The following is a 3,276-nucleotide window of genomic DNA, read 5'->3' as shown; positions in this document are numbered from 1 at the left end:
GGTATGTTTTATGGCTTATAGCTTCTTAACCTTACTGAAATGCCAGGCAAAAGATAAAAAAAATCTCAATGACTCTGCCTCAAGTAAGAAGATTAATTAACAGCTTATTTTACATTACTATTTGCCCTTTTTGCCAAGCTATTCATGACTCATCTAAAAGGCTATTTTTTGATACCTCTTAAACCTAACGAAGTAGTACTATTTAGCTATTTTCAATATTAAATATTTTTTTACCCCGTAAATCTTTGAAGAATCTCTTTTCACAGAATCTCTTAAAAGATTAATCGCAATTGTTGCAGATTGGCATTTATTAATTTTACAGTTGGATGATGGATGCCATACAACTTCATGGTTATTCTAAGTGCTTCTCGCGTATATTTAATCGCCGATCCTATATCTCTTTTTTGTTGATAGATTGCTCCTAAAGTGTTGTAATTTATTGCAACTTCGTAATGATTTTCACCAAAAAGCTTAAGATTAACCGCGAGGGCTTTCTTTGCATACTTAAATGCCTGTTTTAGATCTATATCACTTAGATAAATTGTTCCCAAGTTGTTATAATCCCTTGCCACATTGAGATGATTTTCACCAAAAAGCTCTAGATCGATATCAAGCGCTTTCTTAACATATTCAGCCGCCAGCTCTAAATCGCCTTGTTTTTTGTAAATCATTCCCAAGTTGTTATAATTTGTTGCCACACCGGAATGATTTTCACCAAAAAGCTCTAGATCGATAGCGAGCGCTTTCTTGACATACTTAAATGCCTGTTTTAGATCTATATCACTTAGATAAATTGTTCCCAAGTTGCTATAATCCCTTGCCACAGCTGGATGATTTTCACCAAAAAGCTTTAGATCGATAGCGAGCGCTTTCTTAGCATACTCAGCCGCCTGCTCTAAATCGCCTTGATTTTGATAAATTTGCCCCAGGTTGTTATAATCATTTGCCACAACTAGATGATTTTCACCAAAAAGCTTTAGATCGATAGCGAGCGCTTTCTTGACATACTTAGCTGCTTGTTTTAAATTGCCTTGATTTTGGTTGATGCCTCCCAAGTTGTTATAATCTCTTGCTGTCGTTTCATGATTTTCACCAAAAAGCTTTAGATCAATAGCGAGCGCTTTCTTAGTATACTCAGCTGCTTGTTCTAAATCGCCTTGATTTTGATAAATTTGCCCAAGGTTGGTATAACGGATTGCCAAAGTAGGATAACTTTCACCAAAAAACTTTAGATCGATAGCGAGCGCTTTCTTAGCATACTCAGCTGCTTGTTTTAAATTGCCTTGATGTTGATAAATTGCTCCTAGGTTGTTGCAGGTGGTTGCAACCTTAGGATGGTTTTCACCAAAGAGCTTGAGATAGATGCTAATCGCCTTATTACTATACTCTACTGCCTTATCCAACTTACCTTGCTCGAGATAAATGATCCCAAGGGCATCCAAAACCCTAGCATTAGTTGGGTTATCTTTTTCTGCTAGAAGATACCATTCTTCTGCTTTTTTATGCTGGAAAAGCCTGCGGGCTATATCTCCCTGCGTCTCAGGTGAGTTATCTTCTAAATTAGAAGACTTAAGTCTGTCTTCATGACCGGCTAAGAATTCTTGTATAACTTGATAAAAGGGAATAAAGATGCGATAAATCTTTTTTATCTTTTCTAATGCCTCCTGGTCTAAAGCAAACTGCTTTTTGATGAGCTCAGGCTCATCAAATCCAAAAGGCTTAATTAGAGGGTTCATCATCTCTTGTTGCGCTTGATAATGGGAGTAGGTTTTAAGGCGCATTAATAGCGCTATACTCACCCAGTCTTTTAGCCTTTCAGCGGCGCCCTCCGTTATAACTCCTAATTTATTTAGCTGATCAATTCTACCAAATGTATCCGAAGCTACTATTTTTTTAAGAAGAGCTAACCTATCCAATGTTAGATGTGGAAAGCGATAAAAATCATTTTTAACTTTAAAAAGCATGCCCTGCCTTTCTAAACTACCCATTTCAGGATTAAAAGCTTTCATATCTTCTTGAACTAAATGATATTTTGCTAAATGCTGTCGAAGATTAATATCTTCCCGATAAGGGATAGTGAGCTTTTCTTGAACTTTTTGTCTGTATTGCTCAGTTAATTCATTGTTGCCTAACAAATGAGTAAAATTCAGAAGCTCCATGGGAAGATGGGGCTCTTTTTCATGCCACCATTGGTCTTTTTCATTTTTGCTAATGTATTGAGCCATCTTTTCCGGTGTTTGAATAAGCTCAAACGTCTTACCATTGCCGAAAGGAGTTTTACAGCCCTTTCCTTCTACTCCTGCCCCATCAAAAGCAAAACCCCGCGGAGTAATCCCATCGAAAAAATCTATAGCTTTTAAGCAAGGAATATTTAAAGCTGGTAGGATAGTTTCTCCCAAATTAAGAACCTTCAAGTGAATTAAAGAGGTCAGACGTTTGAAATATTCTCGATTTATTGGATTATCTTCTTTTATAAGAATGCCAAACTCTAAATCGGAATAAGGTGTCACCTCTTCTCTAGCTAATGAGCCAAAACCTATCATGGCATACTCGCAAGGCTCAGCTCCTAAAGTGTCTACACTCTGCTCTACAATAATTTCAAAAAAAGCTTTTATCTGTTGAGCGAGCTCACCAAATAGCTCTCGAACTTCTTCAGGGGAAGGATCGGAGCCGAGAGCTTGGATTTTCTCTTCTATTTTCTCCCTAAATTTTTTTAATCCTTCGCGATTATTCCCAAATTGCTTTTTGATTTTAGGAATATCTACAGGTTCTCCTGTGCAAGCCTTACTAAGCAAAACTTCGACTTTTGATAGCTTTTCTTTAATAATTGCTTGCTGGCCTAAAGAGGCATTATGTAGAGCATAATTATAAAGCCCAGCGGCTTGCAGGAGTGTTTCAGAAGTGGCTTTTCTTACATACAGATCAGCTAGTTTTTCTATACAAAAAGCTTCTTTAATAACATCTTCCTTTTGAATAGCACGTTTTAAAGCTTGCGTATAAGCTTCTTCCTCATCTAAAAAGCTGCTTTTAATTAGCTGCTTCCATTCTTTACATACGAGCTTGGCTTGGCACAAATCTCGTAGTTTTAATTTTTTAAATATTTTTAAAGCAATTTCTGCATATACTGACGTAGCCCCTAGAGGAGAAATAGAATTGTTAAAGGCAGGAAATATAAGAGGGTGGGTATTTAAGCTCTCTAAATTCATAGAAATCATCTTTTTTACGTAACAGTTCAGATACCCCCCAACCAATGCCTATTCACCTCAACGAAAGGGC

At 36.9% G+C, this 3,276-nt stretch carries 1 protein-coding gene; it reads right to left on the bottom strand.

The window, feature by feature from the left end; genetic code table 11:
* Positions 1-272 precede the first annotated feature (272 nt).
* The gene (locus tag DB41_RS02745; protein WP_039384016.1) at positions 273-3,206 is read right to left on the bottom strand and encodes a tetratricopeptide repeat protein; all 2,934 of its coding nucleotides are present in this window, start codon (positions 3,204-3,206) and stop codon (positions 273-275) included.
* Between the last annotated feature and the right edge of the window lie 70 nt (positions 3,207-3,276).

This window comes from Neochlamydia sp. TUME1 (assembly GCF_000813645.1).
GTDB lineage: Bacteria > Chlamydiota > Chlamydiia > Chlamydiales > Parachlamydiaceae > Neochlamydia.
Note: the sequence above shows the minus strand (reverse complement) of the source record. Positions and strands in the feature narration are given on the sequence as shown.